Annotated in this window: 19 protein-coding genes; 11 read left to right on the top strand and 8 right to left on the bottom strand. The window is 73.1% G+C overall.

Annotated features, from left to right (window positions below; genetic code table 11):
- Nucleotides 1–30: 30 nt before the first annotated feature.
- Nucleotides 31–1,233 (top strand): glycosyltransferase, encoded by a 1,203-nt coding sequence (locus BMY89_RS09475; RefSeq protein WP_092378156.1) that lies wholly within the window; start codon nucleotides 31–33, stop codon nucleotides 1,231–1,233.
- Here BMY89_RS09475 and BMY89_RS09470 read toward each other — a convergent pair.
- The 4 genes from BMY89_RS09470 to aroA are packed head-to-tail and all read right to left on the bottom strand — an operon-like array spanning nucleotide 1,188 to nucleotide 5,484.
- Complete coding sequence (locus BMY89_RS09470) at nucleotides 1,188–2,177, bottom strand: hypothetical protein (RefSeq protein ID WP_092378153.1); 990 nt, start codon at nucleotides 2,175–2,177, stop codon at nucleotides 1,188–1,190. The genes BMY89_RS09475 and BMY89_RS09470 overlap by 46 nt on opposite strands.
- A 59-nt stretch (nucleotides 2,178–2,236) precedes the next feature.
- Entirely contained in the window at nucleotides 2,237–3,040 is an 804-nt protein-coding gene (gene hisN, locus BMY89_RS09465) for a histidinol-phosphatase (RefSeq protein ID WP_092378151.1), read from the bottom strand.
- A gap of 48 nt (nucleotides 3,041–3,088) precedes the next feature.
- On the bottom strand, nucleotides 3,089–4,210 hold the full coding sequence (gene rsgA / locus BMY89_RS09460; protein WP_092378149.1) for a ribosome small subunit-dependent GTPase A: 1,122 nt from the start codon (nucleotides 4,208–4,210) through the stop codon (nucleotides 3,089–3,091).
- Nucleotides 4,180–5,484 carry a 3-phosphoshikimate 1-carboxyvinyltransferase gene (gene aroA, locus BMY89_RS09455; RefSeq protein WP_092378146.1) on the bottom strand — a complete coding sequence of 435 codons (1,305 nt, stop codon included), beginning with the start codon at nucleotides 5,482–5,484 and terminating at the stop codon, nucleotides 4,180–4,182. Before aroA ends, rsgA begins: the two co-directional genes overlap by 31 nt.
- A gap of 101 nt (nucleotides 5,485–5,585) precedes the next feature.
- Here aroA and BMY89_RS09450 point away from each other — a divergent pair, with 101 nt between their 5' ends.
- From BMY89_RS09450 to rsrA, 5 genes are all read left to right on the top strand, one after another.
- Nucleotides 5,586–6,296, top strand: coding sequence for an SOS response-associated peptidase (locus BMY89_RS09450; RefSeq protein WP_092378143.1), 711 nt, complete (start codon nucleotides 5,586–5,588; stop codon nucleotides 6,294–6,296).
- A 196-nt stretch (nucleotides 6,297–6,492) separates the two neighbouring features.
- A complete protein-coding gene (locus BMY89_RS09445) occupies nucleotides 6,493–6,885 on the top strand; it encodes a WhiB family transcriptional regulator (protein WP_092378141.1) in 393 nt (130 codons plus the stop codon).
- 104 nt (nucleotides 6,886–6,989) lie between these two features.
- Nucleotides 6,990–7,604 (top strand): alpha/beta hydrolase family protein, encoded by a 615-nt coding sequence (locus BMY89_RS09440; RefSeq protein WP_092378138.1) that lies wholly within the window; start codon nucleotides 6,990–6,992, stop codon nucleotides 7,602–7,604.
- 326 nt (nucleotides 7,605–7,930) lie between these two features.
- Nucleotides 7,931–8,746, top strand: coding sequence for a sigma-70 family RNA polymerase sigma factor (locus BMY89_RS09435; protein ID WP_170147619.1), 816 nt, complete (start codon nucleotides 7,931–7,933; stop codon nucleotides 8,744–8,746).
- Between the two features lies 1 nt (nucleotide 8,747).
- A complete protein-coding gene (gene rsrA / locus BMY89_RS09430; protein ID WP_092378135.1) occupies nucleotides 8,748–9,035 on the top strand; it encodes a mycothiol system anti-sigma-R factor in 288 nt (95 codons plus the stop codon).
- 140 nt (nucleotides 9,036–9,175) lie between these two features.
- Here the strand turns inward: rsrA and BMY89_RS31525 are convergent, their stop codons facing one another.
- On the bottom strand, nucleotides 9,176–9,250 hold the full coding sequence (locus tag BMY89_RS31525) for a 50S ribosomal protein bL37 (protein ID WP_372433306.1): 75 nt from the start codon (nucleotides 9,248–9,250) through the stop codon (nucleotides 9,176–9,178).
- A 234-nt stretch (nucleotides 9,251–9,484) separates the two neighbouring features.
- Here BMY89_RS31525 and BMY89_RS09425 point away from each other — a divergent pair, with 234 nt between their 5' ends.
- Together BMY89_RS09425 and BMY89_RS09420 are read left to right on the top strand one after the other, a co-directional pair.
- On the top strand, nucleotides 9,485–9,700 hold the full coding sequence (locus BMY89_RS09425; protein ID WP_092378133.1) for a biotin/lipoyl-binding carrier protein: 216 nt from the start codon (nucleotides 9,485–9,487) through the stop codon (nucleotides 9,698–9,700).
- On the top strand, nucleotides 9,697–10,212 hold the full coding sequence (locus BMY89_RS09420) for a GNAT family N-acetyltransferase (RefSeq protein WP_092378131.1): 516 nt from the start codon (nucleotides 9,697–9,699) through the stop codon (nucleotides 10,210–10,212). Before BMY89_RS09425 ends, BMY89_RS09420 begins: the two co-directional genes overlap by 4 nt.
- On the opposite strand, the gene BMY89_RS09415 is transcribed toward BMY89_RS09420, so the two are convergent.
- Nucleotides 10,209–10,796, bottom strand: a complete 588-nt coding sequence (locus tag BMY89_RS09415) for a TetR/AcrR family transcriptional regulator (protein ID WP_092378128.1) — start codon at nucleotides 10,794–10,796, stop codon at nucleotides 10,209–10,211. The genes BMY89_RS09420 and BMY89_RS09415 overlap by 4 nt on opposite strands.
- A 12-nt stretch (nucleotides 10,797–10,808) precedes the next feature.
- Here BMY89_RS09415 and BMY89_RS09410 point away from each other — a divergent pair, with 12 nt between their 5' ends.
- On the top strand, nucleotides 10,809–12,476 hold the full coding sequence (locus BMY89_RS09410) for an MDR family MFS transporter (RefSeq protein WP_332455097.1): 1,668 nt from the start codon (nucleotides 10,809–10,811) through the stop codon (nucleotides 12,474–12,476).
- Between the two features lie 143 nt (nucleotides 12,477–12,619).
- Here the strand turns inward: BMY89_RS09410 and BMY89_RS09405 are convergent, their stop codons facing one another.
- Nucleotides 12,620–14,293 carry a tetratricopeptide repeat protein gene (locus BMY89_RS09405; protein WP_092378121.1) on the bottom strand — a complete coding sequence of 558 codons (1,674 nt, stop codon included), beginning with the start codon at nucleotides 14,291–14,293 and terminating at the stop codon, nucleotides 12,620–12,622.
- A gap of 194 nt (nucleotides 14,294–14,487) precedes the next feature.
- Here BMY89_RS09405 and BMY89_RS09400 point away from each other — a divergent pair, with 194 nt between their 5' ends.
- Entirely contained in the window at nucleotides 14,488–15,519 is a 1,032-nt protein-coding gene (locus tag BMY89_RS09400; RefSeq protein WP_092378116.1) for an SIS domain-containing protein, read from the top strand.
- Nucleotides 15,520–15,544: 25 nt separating this feature from the next.
- A complete protein-coding gene (locus tag BMY89_RS09395) occupies nucleotides 15,545–17,191 on the top strand; it encodes a PAS domain-containing sensor histidine kinase (RefSeq protein WP_092378113.1) in 1,647 nt (548 codons plus the stop codon).
- Between the two features lie 18 nt (nucleotides 17,192–17,209).
- Here BMY89_RS09395 and BMY89_RS09390 read toward each other — a convergent pair whose 3' ends face one another.
- Complete coding sequence (locus BMY89_RS09390; RefSeq protein ID WP_092379198.1) at nucleotides 17,210–18,736, bottom strand: glycosyltransferase family 39 protein; 1,527 nt, start codon at nucleotides 18,734–18,736, stop codon at nucleotides 17,210–17,212.
- Nucleotides 18,737–18,875 lie beyond the last annotated feature (139 nt).

The following is an 18,875-nucleotide window of genomic DNA, read 5'->3' as shown; positions in this document are numbered from 1 at the left end:
ACCACCGCACCATCCGCATGGAGGTGACCCATGCGCGTCGGCCTCGTCTGTGCCCACGCCGCTGCGCCGCCGTCCGACGACGGCACCGTCGTCGGCACCTACCAGCACATCGCACGGGTCGCCGCCGAGCTGGCGGGGCGGGGTCACGACGTCCGGGTCTACACCCGCCGGGACGATCCGGACGCCGCTGAGACCACCACCCGGGACGGCTACCGCGTGGAGCGGGCCCCGGTGGGGCCGGTGGCCCCGATACCCACCGCCGAGCTGGTGCCCTACGTTGCCGCGTTCGGCCAGTGGCTGGCCGAGCGCTGGTCCGGCGACTGGGCGCCGGAGGTGGTGCACGGCCACTACTGGGTCGGCGGGCTGGCCGCCGCGCACGCCGTCCGGGAGACCAACATTCCCGTGGTGCAGACGTTCCACTCGCTCGGCATGGAGCAGCTGCGTCACCTCGGCTCGCAGTACGACGGACCCGGCACCCGCATCCCGCTGGAGCGGGCGCTGACCCGCGCCGTGGACGTCGCGGTCGCCCAGTGCAACGACGAGGTCGACGAGCTGACCCGGATGGGTCTGCAGCGCGCCTCCGTCGCCATGGTCCCCACCGGTGTGGACACCGAACGGTTCCACCCCGACGGTGAGGCCGCTCCGCGCGACCGACGGCCCCGAATCCTGTCGGTGGGTGGGCTCTCCGCGGGACACGGCCAGGATGACCTGATCCGGGCGATGCGGCTGGTCGGCGACGCGGAGCTGGTGATCGCCGGAGGACCGCCGGCCGACCGGCTGGCCAACCACGCCGAGGCGCGTCGGCTGCGCGAGCTGGCCGAACGAATCGGAGTGGGCGATCAGGTGCACCTGGTGGGTGCGGTGCCACACGAGCAGATGGCCACCTGGTACCGCTCGGCCGACGTGGTGGCCTGCACCCCGCACTACTCCTCGGCCGGCCGGGTGTCGCTGGAGGCGATGGCCTGCGGCGTACCGGTGGTCGGCTACGCCATGGGCGGCATCGCCGATGCCGTGGTCGACGAGGTGACCGGCAAGCTGGTGCCGCCGGGTGACATTCGCACCCTCGGGATGACGTTGCGCCGGCTGCTCACCGACAACGCGGGCCGGTTCGCGTACGGGCATGCCGCGGTGGACCGGGTCCGGTGCAGCTACACCTGGGAACGCACCGCCAGCGCCTTGGAGCGGCTCTACGAGCGGGTGGTCGGCCGACGCAAACCGGTCGAGGCGGCCTGAGTCCGACCGCTCACCCCGTTGGCCGCGCGCGCGACCGTCCACTCCGGTCCGTCGGGCGGTGGCGTGACCGGTCCGTCGGGCTGCGGTGATGGCCGCGGCGGACCGGTGCCGACCATCGCCCGGGTCGTCTCCCGGGCGATGGCGTGCTGGTGCTGTGGTGCGGCGTACCGGGTGAGTCCGATGACGGCGGCGAGGGTGACCAGGAAGCCGACGCCGGCGAGCCATTCCCGCCCCGGCCAGATCTTGTCGTTGAGCAGCAGCAGACCGACGATGGCGGCGGGCACGGCGCCGGCCGCGTCCATGGCGGCGACCGCCGCCATGGTGGAGCCTCGCTGCATCGCCAGCCCGAGCAGTAGTTGACCCACCACGGAGTGGACGACGAGCAGGTAGAGCAGCGGGTCGGCGAGGAACGCGTCCCAGCTCGGCGCGGAGGCCAGCGGTCGGGCGGCCACCGCCGCGGCGGAGAAGGCCAGACCGGCCAGCGAGCCGAGCGCCACCGAGCCGGGCACGCCGTGCAGCCGGACCGCGAAGATGCCCGCGACCGCGATGACCGCCAGGGTCAGCAGCAGGGCGACCATGCCCGCGGTGCCCAGGGCCTTCGACGGTGCCGGCCGGGCGGAGAGCACCAGTGCGCTGATTCCGGCGAAGAGCAGCACCAGGAGGGCGACCTCGGCCATCGGCAGCCGCCACTTCAGCACGACCACGCCGAGGATGGCGGTCACCCCGAGCCCGGCCGCCACACTCGCCTGCACCAGGAACAGCGGCAGGTCCCGCCGGGCCAGGAAGGCCAGCACGAACCCGGCCACCTGACACGCCACTCCGACCAGATAGGTGCGGTGCCCGGCGAGGCGCAGCAGCAGACCGGGATCGAAGGTGTGATGCACGGTGGTGCGGGCGGCAGCGATCGACTGCAACAGATTGGCTACGCCGTACGCGACGATCATCGCCGCGAGGAAACACCAACCCGAGGTAGCCACCTGGCGAGGATAGAGGTTACCGGGCGTCAGCGCGCGGCCGGTGGAACGAGGCGATCGAGGATTTCGCGGTGCAGTGCGCCGTTGCTGGCCACGGCGCTGTTCTCGCCGTCGGCAGGGGCCGGCAGGCCCGCCAGATCGGTGAACGTGCCCCCGGCTTCGGTCACGATGGGTACCAGTGCGGCCACGTCCCAGAGCGACAGCTCAGGCTCGATCATGACGTCCAGTGCGCCCTCGGCCAGCAGCATGTAACCGTAGAAGTCGCCGTAGGCCCGGCTGCGCCAGGTGTCCCGCATCAGCTGGAGCACCGGCTCCAGCCGGCCGACCTCCTCCCAACCACCCAACGAGGAGTAACAAAGGCTGGCATCGGCCAACTTCGTCACCCCGGAGACCCGGATCGGTTCGCCCCGGGTGGCGTCCGGGCCCGCGTACGCACCGGTGCCGCGCGCCGCCCACCAGCGGCGGCCCAGCGCCGGCGCGGAGACCAGCCCGGCGACCGGTCGGCCGTCCTCCAGCAGTGCGATCAGGGTGGCCCAGATCGGTACGCCCCGGACGAAGTTCTTGGTGCCGTCGATCGGGTCCACCACCCACTGCCGTGCTCCGGCGGCGGGAGTCGCGCCGTACTCCTCGCCGAGCAGCCCGTCGCCGGGGCGGTGCTCGGCGAGCAGGGTGCGGATCCCGCGTTCCACGGCGGTGTCCGCGTCGGAGACCGGCGTCAGGTCGGGCTTCGACTCGACCCGCAGGTCGAGCGCGCGGAACCGGGCCGTCGAGATGGCGTCGGCGGCGTCGGCGAGCCGGTGGGCGAGGGCGAGGTCATCGGCGTACCCGGTCATGCCGGACACGGTAGCGACGCCGCAGCCGGACCGGTCCCGGGGGCCGGCTCACTCCGCCCGTCCGCGCGAATGGGCCTCGCCGCGCGGGTCGGTCTCGCCGGCCCGGGAGACCAGCAACCGGCGGTACGAGGCCAGCCGGCGCGGATCGGCGCGGCCGTCGGCGACCCACGCCGTCAGGGCGCAGTCGATCTCGTCGACCGTGTGCGGGCAGTTCGCCGGGCAGTCGACGGTCGCCTCGACCAGGTCCGGGAAGCCGTGCAGCAGGCTCTCGGCCGAGACGTGTGCCAGGCCGAAGCTGCGGACGCCGGGGGTGTCGACGATCCAGCCCGGGTCGTCGGCCGCGTCGGGCAGGGCGGGCAGTCGCAGCGCCACCGCGCTGGTCGAGGTGTGCCGGCCCCGACCGATCGCGCTGACCGTGCCGACCGCCCGGTCCGCCTCCGGCACCAGGCGGTTGACCAGCGTCGACTTGCCGACCCCGGAGTGCCCGACGAGCACCGAGATCCGCCCGGCGAGCAGGCTGCGCAGCTCGTCCAGCGGTGAGTCCGGCCGGATGAGCACGTGCCTCAGCTCCAGCTCGGTGTAGTAGTCGAGGACCGCTTCGGGGCCGGCCAGGTCCGCCTTGGTCAGGCAGAGCAGCGGCTCGATGCCCGCGTCGTACGCGGCGACCAGGCAACGGTCGATGAACCCGGTACGCGGCGGCGGGTCGGCCAGCGCGCTGACGATCACGAGCTGGTCGGCGTTGGCGACCACCACCCGCTCCAGTCGTCCCTCGGCGGTGCTGGCGTCGTCCTCGGCGGTACGCCGCAGCACCGACCGGCGTGGCTCGATCCGGACGATGCGGGCCAGTGCGCCGGCCGCGCCGGAGGTGTCGCCGACCAGACCGACCCGGTCACCGACCACGACCGACTTGCGTCCCAGTTCACGGGCGCGCATCGCGGTGACGGTGGGATCGTCGGGCCCGGCTCCGGCCGAGACACAGGTGTATCGGCCGCGGTCCACCGCGATGACGAAGCCGTCCTTCGCGTCGGAGTGCTGCGGCCGGGTGCGGGTACGCGGACGGGAGGACCTACCGGGCCGGACCCGTACGTCGTCCTCGTCGTACTCCCGCCTGGTCGCCAGGGCCGTCCCTTCGTCTTCGCTCAGCTCTTGCCGGTCACCACTGCTGACCATAGCGCCGGAAACTCGGGCATGGTCTTCGAGGTGCACGCCACGTCGTCCAACTCGATGCCGGGTACGGCGAGACCGGCCACCGCCGCCGCGTGCGCCATCCGGTGGTCGTGGTAGGTGCGGAACGTCCCGCCGCGCAGTGGCCGGGGCCGGATCTCCAGCCCGTCGGACGACTCGGTGATGTCCGCGCCGAGCCCGGTGAACTCCCGGGCCAGCGCGGCCAGCCGGTCGGTCTCGTGCCCCCGGATGTGGCCGACCCCGGTGAACACCGAGGGGGAGTCGGCGAGCATCGCCAGCGCGGTGAGGGCGGGAGTCAGCTCGCTGACGTCCGACAGGTCGGCGCGCAGGCCGCGTACCGTCCCGGTGCCCCGCACGGTGAGCCCCTCGGTGGTGAACGCGACCTCCGCGCCCATCTGCTGCAGCAGTGAGCGGAGCCGCTCCACCGGCTGGGCGCTGCCCTGCGGCGGCCAGCCGCGCAGCGTCATCTCACCGCCGGTGACCAGGGCGGCGGCGAAGAACGGCACCGCACCGGAGAGGTCCGGCTCGATCTCCCAGCTGCGCCCGGTCAGCGGGCCCGGCTCGACCACCCAGACATCGGGGGTGCTGTCGTCGACCGCCGCGCCGGCGGACCGCAGCATCTGCACGGTCATCCGCAGGTGCGGCGCGGACGGTACGGGCGGGCCGACGTGCCGGACCACCAGCCCGCGGTCGAAGCGCGGCGCGGCGAGCAGCAGCCCGGTGACCAGCTGGCTGGAGGCAGAGGCGTCGATGACCACCTCGCCACCGGTGACCCGGCCGGCACCCAGGACCACCAGCGGCAGGCTGCCGGGGCCGGTGGTGTCGATGCGTACCCCGAGGGAGCGCAGCGCCTCGATGAGCGGCCCGAGCGGGCGGTTGCGGGCCTGCGGGTCACCGTCGAAGGTGACCTGACCCTCGGTGAGTCCCGCCACCGGCGGCACGAAGCGCATGATGGTGCCCGCGAGCCCGACATCGACGTGCGCCGGGCCGACCAGTCGGTGCGGCCGGACCAGCCAGCGCTCGTCGTCGGCGATCGACACGTGGGCGCCCATCGCCCGTAGCGCCGCCGCCATCAGCTCGGTGTCCCGGGCCCGCAGCGGCCGGGCCAGGGTCGACGGGCCGGCGGCAAGGGCGCTGAGCACCAGGGCGCGATTGGTGATCGACTTGGACCCGGGCAGGCGCAGCGACGCCGACACCGGGTCGCTGGCGGTCGGGGCGGTCCACGGCTGTAGCGGCCGGGTCGCGGTCAGGTTCCGCACAGCTACATTCTGCCGTGTCGTGCCGGGTGTTGGCGGCTGCCGGGCGGCGCTCCCGGTTGGCGGGACAACCGACGGGCCGGCGGCGCGCTAGCGTATGCGGCATGTGCGGGAGGTACGCCACGACCCGGAGCGCGGGTGACCTGAGCGGCCTGTTCGAGTCCGCCGACGAGACCGGGGGCGGTCTCGTGGCCGACCACAACGTGGCGCCGACCGATCCCGTGCCGCTGGTCCGGGTCAGCCCCGCCGGGCACCGCGCGCTCTCGCTCGGCAGGTGGGGGTTGGTGCCGCCGTGGTCCCGGTCGCCCGCCGGCGCGGCCCGCATGATCAACGCCCGCGCCGAGACGGTCGCCACCAGCCGGGCGTACGCTCCCGCCTTCGCCCGCCGGCGGTGCCTGGTCCCGGCCGACGGCTGGTACGAGTGGGTGCGACTGCCCGGCGGGACCAAACAGCCGTACTACATGACTCCGCGCGACGGCTCGGTGCTCGCCTTCGCCGGCATCTGGTCGGTCTGGGACGGGCCGGACAGGTCGCTGTTGACCTGCAGCGTGCTGACCACTGCCGCGCTCGGCGAACTGGCCGAGGTGCACGACCGGATGCCCCTGCTGATGCCGCCCGAGCAGTGGGCGACCTGGCTGGCCGCCGATGGTGGCGACGCGGAGCTGCTCGTCCCGCCCCCACTGAGCTGGCTGGCCCGGCTGGAGGTGCGGCCGGTCGGGCCGGCGGTGGGCGACGTCCGCAACGACGGCCCCGAACTGACCGCCCGGGTGTCTCCGGCCGGTGGCGCCGAGCCGCAGGACCTGACGCTGTTCTGATTACGCACCGCGCATTGTCGAGAGTGATTTGCTGCGGTTGCGGGCGAAAAATGACTCGGTCGTTGCGCCAACTTCTCGGCAGAGACTTGTCCCGGCATGGGTAAGTGCGATAGAACACAGCGCCGGTGATGGGTGTCGTCGACGTCGGGTCAACGACGCTCATCGATCTTGCTGGTCCCACGGGGGAGGTGGGTGGATGACACGGGCGCGTATGCCCCGTCCACACGAGGTGGCCGCAGCGCGGCGTGATCCGCGACTGCTGCGGGCGTTGCGCGAGCGGCGACAGGACGAAGCCTGGCGTACCAGGGGCACTTGTCAGAGTGTCGACCCGGAAACGTTCTTTCCGGCGCCGAACGAGCCGGCCGACGCGGCGGTGGCCCTCTGTCGCAGCTGCGATGTGCAGGGTTCCTGTCTGGCCTGGGCGTTGGAGGTCGGCGACTGCCACGGCGTGTGGGGTGGGACCACCCCACGGGAGCGGCGGGCGATGCTGGTGGCCTGGCGCGGCGAGGTGCAACCCGACCCTGAAGCAGCCGGTGAGGCCGGCCCGCCGGTGCGCGACCGGCTGCTCACCCTGGTTCCACTGAGCTGAGGCGTCGCCGGTCGCCGGGCCCGCCCGGTGGGCCGGTGACGCCCGGACCCCTGCGTCGACGAGCCGCAGGGGCAGGTGAGGGCTGCGCACGGTTCAATGAAGAGGTGCCGCACGATCACCTCATCGAGACGCCGCGCGGTCCGGCGCGGGTCGACCTCGTCTCACCGGCCGACCCGGCCCGGGCGCTGCTGGTGCTCGGCCACGGGGCGGGCGGTGACGTCGACGCCCCTGACCTGCTGACGCTCCGCGACGCGGCGTTGACCGCCGCAGTGGCCGTGGCCCGGGTGACCCAGCCCTACCGGGTCGCCGGTCGACGCGCGCCGGCCCCGGCCGGGCACCTCGACGAGGCGTGGACCGCCGTGCTGGCCGTGCTCCGGGGGCGTTGTCCGGGCGTACCCCTGGTGGTGGGTGGGCGCTCCAGCGGCGCGCGGGTGGCCTGCCGGACCGCGGCGGCCGTGGGGGCCGCCGGTGTGCTGGCCCTCGCCTTTCCGCTGCATCCACCCGGTCGACCAGAGCGCAGCCGGGCCGGGGAGCTGTGCACCGGGCTGCCGACCCTGGTGGTCAACGGCGACCGGGACCCGTTCGGCGTGCCGGAGCCAGGCCCCGGCGTACGGGTGGTGGTCCGGCCGGGCGAGCGGCACGACCTGCGCGGCGACCCGACCGGCACGGCGGCACTGGTGGTCGGCTGGCTGCGCGAGCGTGGTTGGGCCCGGGACTGAGCCCTCCGCCGCCCGCCCGCCCGGGCCGCCTGCCGTGCCAGCGCCGTTTCCGCCGGGCGCGCCGGTTCGTTGCACCCGATGGCGTCGCCGTGCCCGATCGGGGCGGTGACACCGGGCTCCCAGGCCCTTCCTGGTCCCAGCCTCGGTCGCACCGCCGCGGCCGGGACCAGGAACGCTGGGCGGGACGGAATGTCCCGGCCCTCGGCGCGTGTTGAACACCTCGGACAACCACTGAGCTTTCTCCAGCCTGACCCGCGTGGGCCCCTGTGCCCACGACGGACCACAGGGCGAGGTCGGAGAGGCTTCACTGCGCGAGGGGGTGGCCGGTGCCGACCGAGATCCGGAACCGGGAACGTGACGATCGGGACGCACGGCAGCTCAGGCAGCTGCTGGCCGGTCCCGACTGGCCGGCGGCGGTACCACCGGTCGAGGTGGCGACGGGCACACCCGTCGGAACCGAATCTCCCGGTAGGTCCGTACGCGTATCCTCGGCGAAGAAGCATCCGACCCGAGGGGATGTGCGGTTGACCACCGAGAAGACGGACGAGCGCAGGGCCCGGTTCGAGCGGGACGCGATGCCATTCGTCGATCAGCTGTACGCGGCCGGCCTACGGATGACGCGTAATCCAGCGGATGCCGAGGACCTGGTCCAGGAGACCTACCTGAAGGCGTACGCGGCCTTCCACCAGTTCGAGCAGGGCACGAACCTCAAGGCCTGGCTCTACCGGATCCTGACCAACACGTACATCAACTCCTACCGGAAGCGGCAGCGGCAGCCGATCCAGGCGCCCACCGAGGAGATCACCGACTGGCAGCTCGCCGAGGCGGAGTCACACACCTCCAGCGGGCTGCGGTCCGCCGAGACCGAGGCGCTCGACCGGCTGGCCGACAGCGACGTCAAGGATGCCCTCCAGCAGCTGCCGGAGGAGTTCCGGCTGGCGGTCTACCTGACCGATGTCGAGGGGTTCTCCTACAAGGAGGTCGCCGACATCATGGGTACGCCGATCGGCACCGTGATGTCGCGGTTGCACCGCGGGCGGCGTAATCTGCGCAAGCTGCTTGAGGGCTACGCCGCGGAGCGGGGCTTCTCCGCCGCCCAGCCGGCCCGGAGTTCGACCGCCGCCGCCGGCGGGGAGGTGTGACGTGAGCTGTGGGGAACCGCACGAGACAGATTGTCGTCAGGTCATCGCCGAGGTCTACCTCTACCTCGACCTGGAGTGCGCGCAGGAGCGTCGGACGCTGATCCGGCACCATCTCGACGAGTGCGGCCCGTGCCTGCGGGAGTACGGCATCGAGCAGGAGGTCAAGGCGCTCGTCGCCCGGTGCTGCGGCAACGAGTCCGCGCCGGACGAGCTGCGTGAGCGGCTACGGGTACGGATCAGCGAGCTGGTCGTGTTCGAGAGCAGCGAGTCGCGGGAGCTGACCGACTGATCCAGGTGGTCCGGCCGCTGTCGGACCAGGTGCGGTGACCGGCCGGCACCGGGACGAGGTTCCCGTGCCCCGATACGACGTACGCCGGTGGCCCGGGTCGAGACTGACCCGGGCCACCGGCGTGTCCGTCGTCCGCCGCCTCAGGAGTTGGGACGCTTGCCGTGGTTGGCGGCGTTCTTCTTGCGGGCCTTCTTCTTGCGGGACTTCTTCGCCATGCTGATCTCCTCGTGATGGCCGGATCGTCTGCGTACGACCCCGATGCGGGCGCGCGGTCCTTCTCCCGGCGTCAGGGCCTGACCCGCTGATGTTAGTGCGGTCGACGGGGGTGGACCGCTCGCGGGGCCGGCGAACCGGTGGATCCAGCCGCCCCGGGCAGCCGCTCCACGCCCACCGGCGGCCCACTCGTGATTGGATACGTCGCAGGCAGTCGCGAGAGAAGGGGCCGGGAGATGGCCGAGGAGATCCGCGCCGAGATGGTGGCGAACGTCTGGAAGGTCGTCGCGTCGGCCGGGGACACCGTGTCCGAGGGGGACACGCTGGTGATCCTGGAGTCGATGAAGATGGAGATCCCGGTGATCGCCGAGTCCGAGGGCGTGGTGCAGCAGCTCGCGGTGAACGAGGGCGACGTGGTGCAGGACGGTGACCTGATCGCGGTGATCGGTTGACCGGCGTGCTGGTCCGTGCGGCCGGACCGGACGACTTCGCCGCGGTGGCCCGACTCACCGTCGCGGCGTACGAGGCCGACGGCCAGCTCAAGGGTGAGGCCGGCTACGCCGAGGTGCTGGCCGACGTGGCCGGCCGGGCGGAGCACGGCGAGATCCTGGTCGCCGTCGACCCGGTGACCGGGCAGCTGCGGGGCTCGGTCACCTTCGTCCTGCCGGGCACCCGGTACGCCGAGCTGTGCGTCCCGGGCGAGGCCGAGTTCCGGATGCTGGCGGTCGATCCGGCGGCGCAGGGCCGGGGCACCGGCGCGGCGCTGGTCGAGGCGTGCGTCGCGCGGGCGGTCGAGCTGGGCTGCACGGCACTGATGATCTGTGTACGCGCCGGTCACGCCGAGGCCGCCCACCAGCTCTACCGCCGGCGCGGCTTCGTCCGCGTACCGGAGCAGGACTGGACTCCGCTGCCCGGCGTGGACCTGCTGGCGCTCCGCCTACCCCTCGCCCCGCCGCCCGCCTAGGGCGCGGTGGGCGGCGGGGCGGCGATCGCGGCGAGCAGTTCGTCGGCTACCTCCAGCGCCACCCGCTTGCGCTCGGCGTCGGTGATGTTCGGCGTGCGTACGGCGAACCAGCTGCTGTGCACGGCGAACAGGGCGAGCACGGCACGGAGCTGGGCGGCGGGGGACTCGTCGCCGTGGGAGAGCACGGCGGCCAGCTGGAACATCCGGCCGCGCAGCTCCCGACCGGCGGAGAGGCTCTTCAGCGCCGTCTGGTTCTGCTCGAAGAAGCGCATCACCGAGGGCTCCTCGCCGCTGAACATGGCGTCGGCGTACCGCTCGATGACGGCGCGGCGGGTGGCCCGGGTGGCCGGCTGGTTCTCGGCCCAGGCGATCAGGGCGTCCATCCGGTCCAGTCGATCGGAGACCACGCTGGTGACGATCTCGTCCTTGCTCTTGAAGTGGTAGTAGAGCGCGGCCTTGGTGACGCCGAGCCGCTCGGCTACCTCGCGCAGTGACGTCGCCTCGTAGCCCTGCTCGGTGAAGAGCTCCAGCGCGACGGCCTTGATCCGCTCTCGCGTGCCGCCTGTGCCCTGGCTCACTCGCATCACCCAATCAGCTTGACTGTCGTCGCCTGTCCAACTTACCGTCCGGCTAGTAAGGTTGCTAGCCGGGCGGCAAGTAAGTGCGCCGCGTCTCGGGGGGAGAGCTTACCGATGGCCGAACAGACCCAGACTGTCGTACGACCCAACATCCGGGTCGTGCTCTTCGGTCTGATGATCGCCATGATGCTGGCGATGCTCGACAATATGATCGTCAGCACTGCCCTGCCGCGCATCGTGGGGGAGTTCGGCGGGCTCAACCACTTCACCTGGGTGGTCACCGCGTACGTGCTGGGCACCACCGTCTCCACCCCCATCTGGGGCAAGCTCGGCGACCTCTACGGCCGCAAGGCGGTCTTCCTCACCGCCGTGGTGATCTTCCTGGTCGGCTCCGCGCTCTGCGGCATGGCCGGTTCGGGGTTCCTCGGCGGTCCCGACGACGGCATGGTCCAGTTGATCGGCTTCCGGGCCGTCCAGGGTCTGGGCGCCGGCGGCCTGATGGTCGGCGTCATGGCGATCATCGGCGACCTGGTGCCGCCCCGCGAGCGCGGCCGCTACCAGGGCATGATCGCCGGGATCATGGCGATCGCGATGGTCGCCGGCCCGCTGGTCGGCGGCTTCATCACCGACCACCTCTCCTGGCGCTGGGCGTTCTACGTCAACCTGCCGCTGGGCGGTGTGGCGCTGGTACTGCTCATCACCACCATGCACCTGCCCAAGTACCGCACCGAGCACCGCATCGACTGGCTCGGCGCCGCACTGCTGTCGGTGGGTATCACCGGGATCGTGTTGATCACCACCTGGGGCGGCAACGAGTACGCCTGGGCCTCACCGCAGATCCTCGGTCTCGCCGTACTGGCCGTGGCGGCGCTGGTGCTCTTCGGGTTCGTCGAGCGGCGGGTCCCGGAGCCGATCCTGCCGCTGCGGCTCTTCGCCAACCGGAACTTCGCCCTCATCTCGGTGATCGGCTTTCTGCTCGGCTTCGCGATGTTCGGCGCGATGAACTTCCTGCCGCTCTACCAGCAGACCGTGCAGGGCGCCTCGGCCACCAACTCCGGCCTGCTGCTGCTGCCCCTGATGTTCGGCATGCTGGTGGTCTCGCTGGTCGTCGGCCGGGCGATCACCCGGACCGGGCGGTACCGGATCTTCCCGATCGTCGGCGGCGGGGTGATGGCCGTCGGGCTCGCCCTGCTGAGCCTGCTGGACGTGGACACCAGCAAGGTGCAGTCGTCGCTCTACATGCTCGTGCTCGGCGCCGGCATGGGCTTCCTCATGCAGACGTCCATGCTGATCGCGCAGAACAGCGTCGCGCAGAAGGACCTCGGTGCGGCCAGCGGTGCGGCCACCTTCTTCCGCTCCATCGGTGGCTCGTTCGGCATCTCGCTGTTCGGCGCCATCTTCGCCAACCGGCTCGCCGGCTCGACGGCCGGCGACGCCTTCAGCGGCGGCGGCGAGGCCGGGGCCGCGATGAACATCGAGCAGCTCAAGGAGCTGCCGGCGCAGGCCCGGGAACTGGTCCTGGGCGGCCTCGCCGACGCGATCTCGCACGTCTTCGGATGGGCGGTGCTCTTCGCCGTGGTGGTCCCGCTGCTCGCCTGGTTCATCCGGGAGATTCCGCTGCGTACCAGCAACGACACCGAGGCTGCCAGCCCCGAGGAGCAGGCCGAGACCGCCCTCGCCCGCTGACGTGAAAGGAAGGGGCCCTTCTTAACGCCTGGCGTATAGGAAGGGCCCCCTCTTAACATCGCCATCCGCGTCGCGCCGGGCTGCGTCGTGCGGTGCCGGCTGCCCGGTGCCGGGCTGCGTCGGGCGGTGCCGGGCTGTCACAGTCAGGGCGGTGGCGGGCCGGGTAGGCGGGGCCGGAGCGGATGCAGCAGGCGGCGCAGCAAACGGCGCAGCCGGTGGCGGCGCCGTCCGCCGCGCAGGCCGGCCAACTCCTGAGCCAGGATGACGGTGTCCCGGTCCAGGTCGGGGGTGGCCAGCGCCAGGTGGGCCAGCGAGGGGGCGGCCGGTACCGGCTGTACCCGGGCCGCCTTGGCCACCGCGGCGAGCCGCCCGGCGACCACCTGGGCCACGTCGGGTCGGACGGACGGGTCGACCCAGGCGGCGGTCACCAGGGCGAACAGGGCCGCCTCGCCGGCTGCCTCGTCCGGGTCGCGGGCCAGGTCCACCAGCACGCGCCGCCGGGTCGAGCCAGCCCAGGGTTCGTCGGTGCGGTGGTGCAGCAGGCCGAGGCAGGCCCAGACCTGCACGCAGCGCACCCACAGCGCCGGGTCCTGGCCGGAGAGCACCTGACCCAGCGCGGTCTTCGGGGTGTCGGGTGGATGGACCAGCAGACCGAGCAGATCGGGCAGGTCGAGGGTGGCCAGGCCGACCGCGGCGTCGTATGCCGCCGGCGGGTGCGGCCAGGCCGGATGGGCGAGTTCGCGCAGCCGGCGCGCCGCCTCCGCCGAGGGTGGCTGCGGCGTCGGGCGTACCGGGCCCGGCCGCCCCTCGGCACCCGGTCTCGCGGGCGGCGCGACCGGAGTGAGCTGCCCCAGCCATGGTCGACCGCGGCAGCACTCGGCCAGGTCGCTGTGCTCGTGCGAGTCGTCGGGATGATCGCGGATGAAGTCGGCGAGGCCGACCAGGTGCCGCACCTCACCGTCGTGCTGGAACCTGAGCCGGTGGGCGGTGTGCACCGCACAGTCGAAGGACGGGTTGCGGGCCAGCGCGCGCTCGATCCAGCTCAGCGCCTCCGCCAGCCGCCCGTGGTCGGCCAGCGTGCCGGCGATGTCGGCGTACACCGCCAGGTCGTCCGGGTCGTGGTCGACGGCCCGGCGCAGTGCGGCGAGCGCCTCGCGGGTCCGGCCGGCGCTGCGTAGGGCGTACCCGAACCAGACCTCGCCCATCTTCGACGGCGTCGCGCGTACGCCCCGGCTGGCCCAGCGCACCGCGAGCGGTACCTCGCCGACCCGCCGGGCCAGCGCGGACGCGGTGCCCAGCAGCAGGCCGTGCTCCGGATGGACGGTGACCGCGTTACGGGCCAGCGTGAGATAGGCCGCCAGCGCCGTCCGGTCCGAGGGCGGCACCGGATCGGGGGCGGCGGCGCAGACCTGCATCAACACCCGCGCCGCGGCGTCGGGGCCGAGCCGCTCGGCCAACTCCGGTGAGGTCACCCAGGGCACCCCGGCCCAGTCCGCCCGGGGTGCGTGCGCGGTGGCCGCGACCAGAAGATCAAGGCCCTCGGCCGGGCGGCCGGCCGCGGCGAGCAGGTGCGCGCGGGCGACGACCGCGCCGACGAAGGTGTGGTGTTGCAACGGGAACAGGCCGACCCCGCCGTCTCCGCTGGCCGCGGCGAGGTGGGCGAGGGTCTCGTGTACCTCGGGCAGGGTCGGGGCGCGGGCCAGCGCGGCCGCGACATGCTCAGCGGCGTGCGCCAGCTCGCCGGAGTCCAGGGCCCGCCGGGCCAGGGCCAGTTCCTCCGTCGCCGGCAACGCCCGGTCGTCCGTTCCCTCGGCCACGTCGTCCTTCCACTCGTCGGTACCGGTTGCGCGGTGAGGTCGGGTCAGCGTAGGTGACGCCACCCAATTTTGGTGATCCACTGCGCATTTCTGCTCGTTCAATTGCTCGGAATGAGGAAAAGGTGCAAGACTGAGCAGCAAACGCGCGCCTATCGCGCAGGGGAGGGGACTTCGTGACGCGCCCAGGTAGCGGCATGGCCGCCGACATCGACGAGCAGCCGGCCGGTTACGAGCGGTTGCTCTCCACCGAGCACGCCGCTTCGATCGCCCGGGTGGCCGCGGCGGTCGCCGAGCGCCGCCCCCGGCACGTGGTGTTCACCGCGCGGGGCACCTCCGACCACGCCGCCCTCTACGCCGCCTACCTCACCGAGATCCGCCTCGGTCTGCCAGCCGGCCTCGCCTCGCCGAGCGCCGTCACCCTCTTCGGCGCCCGGCCGGACCTCTCCGACGCCCTGGTCGTCGGGGTCAGCCAGAGTGGCGGCTCGCCCGACCTGGCCGAGGTACTCCGGGCCGCCCGGGACTCGGGCGCGCTCACCCTGGCGGTCACCAACGCGCCGGACTCACCGCTGGCCACCACCGCCGACCTCGCCGTGGACATCGCCGCCGGGCACGAGCGGGCGGTGGCCGCCACCAAGACGTACACCGCCGAACTGCTTGCCCTGCTGATGCTGGTGGAGGGGGTCCGGGCCGGCGACGGCGCGTTGCCCGCCGAGGTACGCCAGGACCTGGCCGCCCTGCCCGAGCTGGCCGCCCGCACCCTGGCCGACCCCACCGCCGCGCAGCTCGCGCCGCGCTACCGCTTCGCCGCCCAACTGGTCACCACCGGCCGGGGGTACGCGTACCCGACCGCGCGGGAGGCGGCGCTCAAGCTGATGGAGACCTCGTACCTGCCGGCGCTGGCCTTCTCCGGCGCCGACCTGCTGCACGGCCCGCTCGCCATGACCGACCCGGACGTGCCGGTGCTGGCGGTGGTCGGCTCGGGGCCGGGTGGACGGGCGATGGGTGAGGTGCTGCCCCGGCTCGGCGAGCGACGCGCCGACGTGGTCGTGGTCGGCTCCGCCGAGGTCGACGGCGCCACCCGCATCCCCGTGCCCGAGGTCGACGAGCGGTACGCGCCGCTGCTGGACATCCTGCCGTTGCAGCGGCTGGCGCTGGCGCTGGCCCTGGCCCGGGGCGAGAACCCGGACGCGCCGCGGGGGTTGAAGAAGGTCACCGCGACGATGTGACCCCCGGCGTGGCACCCTGGTCGGCGTGTCAACGCTGCGCGATCTCGCCGAGGAGCACACCCTTCTACGCCGGGCCGACATCGACCACCTGCACCGCATCGCCGGTGACTGGCAGTTGCTGTCCGACCTCTCCTTCGCGGATCTGCTGCTCTGGGTACCGGTGGACGACGAGGGCAGTTTCCTCTGCGTGGCCCAGGTCCGCCCGACCACCGCACCCACCGCGTACCAGGACGACCAGGTGGGACGGATCGTCGGCGGGCCGGAGGTGGCGCACCTGGAGGTCGCCTACCGGCAGGGGCGGATCTGGCGGGAGGGCGACCCGGTCTGGTACGGCGACGTGCCCGCCCGGCACGAGGCCATCCCGGTCCGGCTGCGTACCGCCGACGGCGAATCCGGCGAGGTGATCGCCGTGGTGGGCCGGGACACCAACCTGTCCACCGCCCGTACCCCCAGCCAGCTGGAGCTGAACTACCTGACCACGGCCGACGACCTGGCGCAGATGATCGCCGACGGCACCTTCCCGCCGCCCCGGCACCCGGGGGAGACGACCTCGGCTCCGCGGGTCGGCGACGGACTGGTCCGGCTGGACGCCGGCGGCAAGGTCACCTACGCCAGCCCGAACGCGCAGTCGGCGTACCGCCGGTTGGGCCACGCCTCCCATCTGGTGGGCGAGGATCTCGCGGTGCTGCACCGCCGGCTGGCCGGCGATCCCCTGGAGGGCACGGACGCCGCGAACGGCATCCTCGCCGCGTTGCGCGGCGAGGCGCCGCCCCGGCGGGAGATCGACGCGCGCGGTGCGACCATGCTCACCCGGGCCCTGCCGCTGATGCCCGCCGGAGTGCCGATCGGCGCGCTGGTGCTGGTCCGCGACATCACCGAGGTACGCCGCCGCGACCGCGCCCTGATCACCAAGGACGCCACCATCCGGGAGATCCACCACCGGGTGAAGAACAACCTGCAGACCGTCGCGGCACTGCTGCGGTTGCAGGCTCGCCGGGTCTCGATGCCCGAGGCGCGGGTGGCCCTGGAGGAATCCGTGCGGCGGGTGGCGTCGATCGCCCTGGTGCACGAGACGCTCTCCATGTCCAGTGACGAGGTGGTCGAGTTCGACGGGATCGTTGACCGGGTGGCCAACGCGGCGACCGAGGTGGCGGCGACCGAGGTGACCGTCGGAATGCGGCGCAAGGGCACCTTCGGCGTACTGCCGGCGGAGATCGCCACCTCGCTGGTGATGGTCCTCAACGAGCTGCTGCTCAACGCCGTCGAACACGGTTTCCCGCCGGCCGCCGAAGACCTGACACCCGGTACCGTGCCTGCTGCCGGCTCTGTGCCTGCTGCCGGCCCTGCGGCTGCCGGCTCTGTGCCTGCTGCCGATCTCGGGCCGGCGGCGACCGGGGAGGGGGAGCGGACGGCGGTGCCCGAGGTGGTGGTGTCGGCCCACCGGTTCCGCAAGATGCTGCACGTGACCGTCGCCGACAACGGGCGGGGGCTGCCGGCCGGTTTCGACGCCGAGGGCGACGGCAAGCTGGGGCTGCAGATCGTCCGGGCGCTGGTCACCGGCGAACTGCGCGGCAGCATCGAGCTGCGTCCCGGGGCTGACGGCGGCACCGAGGCATTTCTGGCCGTCCCGCTGGCCCGCACCGCCACCCCCGACGGCCGCTCCGCCGTCTGACCCCACTCCGGTGCTGGGTCAGCGGGTGAGCAGGGCCACGGTGAGGCCGGGGTGCGGCCAGACCTGAGTGACCGTGAAACCCGCGCGCAGCGCGTCCCCCTTGGCCCCGGGTACGGCTGCCAGCGGATCGTCCCGGCGACCAGCCAGCACCAGCCAGACCCGGTCGGCGCCGGACAGGCACTCCGCCGGCCGGTCGCATTCGGTGGCCCACAGGTCGCCCCGCTGCCGCTGCCGCTGCGCCAGCAGCGCGTCCCGTGGGAGCCGGCCGCCGAGGTGGTAGCCGAGACCGAGGTCGAGGAAGAGCCAGCTGTCCCGGGGCGAGTAGACGATCACGTCGCCGGGGCGCTGACCGTCCGCGACGATCCGGGCCGCGCCCCGGTAGTCGACCGCCGCGCTGCGCGGCCACTCGTGGGTGCGGCGCAACGCCATCTGGTCAGGTACGCCGAGCAGTCCGGTCAGGGCCACCACGACCAGTGCGGCCGGCAACCGGACCGTGGCCAGCGCGACGCCGGCCAGCAGGCAGCCGAAGGGCACCACGAAGACCAGATACCGCGGTACCCAGAGGGGCACGACCAGCCCGGCGAGGAAGAGCAGCAGCACCGGCAGCAGGACGCAACTCGTCGGCAACAGCCCGCGGCGACCGGCTCGGACGGCACCGAGCGCGGCGAGCCCGACCAGTGCGCCACCGACCACGCCGCTCTGCGCCACCCCGCCGGCCAGCGCCGCCAGGTCTGCGGGCCGGGTGGTGTCCACCCAGTCGAGCTGCCGTGCCCGCTGGCCCCGGGCCAGCAGGGCCAGGGGGGCTACCGCCACCGCCACCGGCACCAGCGCGGCCAACCAGTACCGGACCGGCCGGTCGCGCGGCAGCCCCTGCTCCTCGTCTGCGCTCTGCGTCCGGCCGGCTCCGAGGGCGCACCGGACCGCGGGGCTGAGCACGGCGACCGCGTGGGCGGCGAGCAGGGTCAGCGCGACCAGATGGGTCAGCCCGAGGGCGGTGGTCGCGGCGGCGTAGCCGGTCCAACGGCGCCAGCCGGGGTGGCGCAGCGCGTCGACCAGCAACAGGGTGCTCAGCACGGCGAGCGCGGTGGCCAGGGCGTAGGGCCGGGCCTCCTGGGCGTACCGGGAGGTGCCGGGGAGCACCGCGAACAGCAGCCCGGCGAGGGTGCCGACCCGGGCGTCCCACAGTCGTGCCCCGAGCGCCGCGGTCAGACCGGCAGCCAGGGCCATCGCCAGCGCGGACGGCAGGCGCAGCGCGGCCACCGAGTCGCCGGCCACCGCCACCCAGGCGTGCATGAGCAGGTAGTACGGGCCGGCGGCGGCGTCGATGGTGCCAGCCAGCCGGAGCAGGCCGGCGGTTCCCCGGGTGGCGGCGCTCCAGGTCGCCAACTCGTCGCGCCACGGCTGGGCGTCGTCGAGTCCGACCAGCGTCACCACCAGAGCTACGCCCGCCGGGGCCAGCCACACCGGCAGCGAGCGCAACCGCGTCCCGCTCAGCCGGACGCCCGTTCCGGCGGTCGGAATCGACCTACCGGACAAATCCCCCATGTTGTGAGCCTGCCACACGGTCGCGCTCCGGGTGGCCACAGCGACCGCCCGTGATGTGGGATCCCGCACGTGCTCATTGGCCGCCCGGTGCCTGGTGTGGCAACATGACGCTCATGACTGCCGCTGTGGTCCGCCGCTT

It is taken from the genome of Micromonospora phaseoli (genome assembly GCF_900109115.1).
Lineage (GTDB): Bacteria > Actinomycetota > Actinomycetes > Mycobacteriales > Micromonosporaceae > Micromonospora > Micromonospora phaseoli.
Note: the sequence above shows the minus strand (reverse complement) of the source record. Positions and strands in the feature narration are given on the sequence as shown.